Source organism: Nitratireductor sp. GCM10026969, assembly GCF_042660605.1.
GTDB lineage: Bacteria > Pseudomonadota > Alphaproteobacteria > Rhizobiales > Rhizobiaceae > Chelativorans.
In genome coordinates this window covers 1-792 of the sequence record NZ_JBHSUM010000314.1, presented here as the reverse complement: position 1 = coordinate 792, position 792 = coordinate 1, and the positions used below count along the sequence as shown (strand labels likewise).

The 792-nt window shown below is 68.4% G+C and carries 1 protein-coding gene; it reads left to right on the top strand.

The window, feature by feature from the left end:
- Positions 1-792 (top strand): DUF1513 domain-containing protein (locus tag ACFP9U_RS25220; protein ID WP_378625644.1); only part of this gene is annotated, 792 nt, incomplete at both ends.

The window sequence follows — 792 nt, the reverse complement described above, 5'->3', positions numbered from 1 at the left end:
GACCGGCTGGTGCTGCCGCTCGAAGCGCGCGGCCATTCCTTCGCAATCGACGCACCGCGCCGGCGTGCTGTCACCTTTGCACGCTCGCCGGGCCGCTTCGCCATCGCCTTCGACGTGGACGGCGGGACGGAACCGGTCGCCATCGCCGCTCCGCCCGACCGCCATTTCTACGGCCACGGCATCTTCACGCCCGATGGCAAGTTGATGCTCGCCACGGAGAACGATTTCGAGGGCGGGCGCGGGGTCGCCGGCATCTATGACGCGACGAACGGCTTCCGCCGCATCGGCGAATTTCCGACCGATGGTGTCGGGCCCCACGAAGCCGTCCTGCTGCGGGATGGCAGTACGCTGTGCGTGGCCAATGGCGGCATTCTCACCCATCCCGATTATGGCCGCACCAAGCTCAACCTCGCCACCATGGCGCCGAGCCTCGCTTATATCGACATCGCCAGCGGCGAGGTGACGGAGAAGACGGAACTCGCCAAGGAGCTTCACCAGCTTTCCCTCCGCCACATGGCGGTGGATGCGGCAGGCGACGTCTGGTTCGGTTGCCAATACCAGGGCGAGGTGGCGGAAAGACCGCCGCTGGTGGGCCGGCACCGGCGGGGCCGCGATATCGAACTGTTCCCCGCCCCGAGGGAGATCCTCCACGCCATGCAAAATTATGTCGGCTCGGTCGCGGTGGACGCCTCGGGCACGACGCTTGCCACCTCCAGCCCGCGCGGCGGGCTGATCGTCTTCTGGGACACGGCGACGGGCCGCTGCCTCGGGCGGCGGACGCTCGCCGACGGC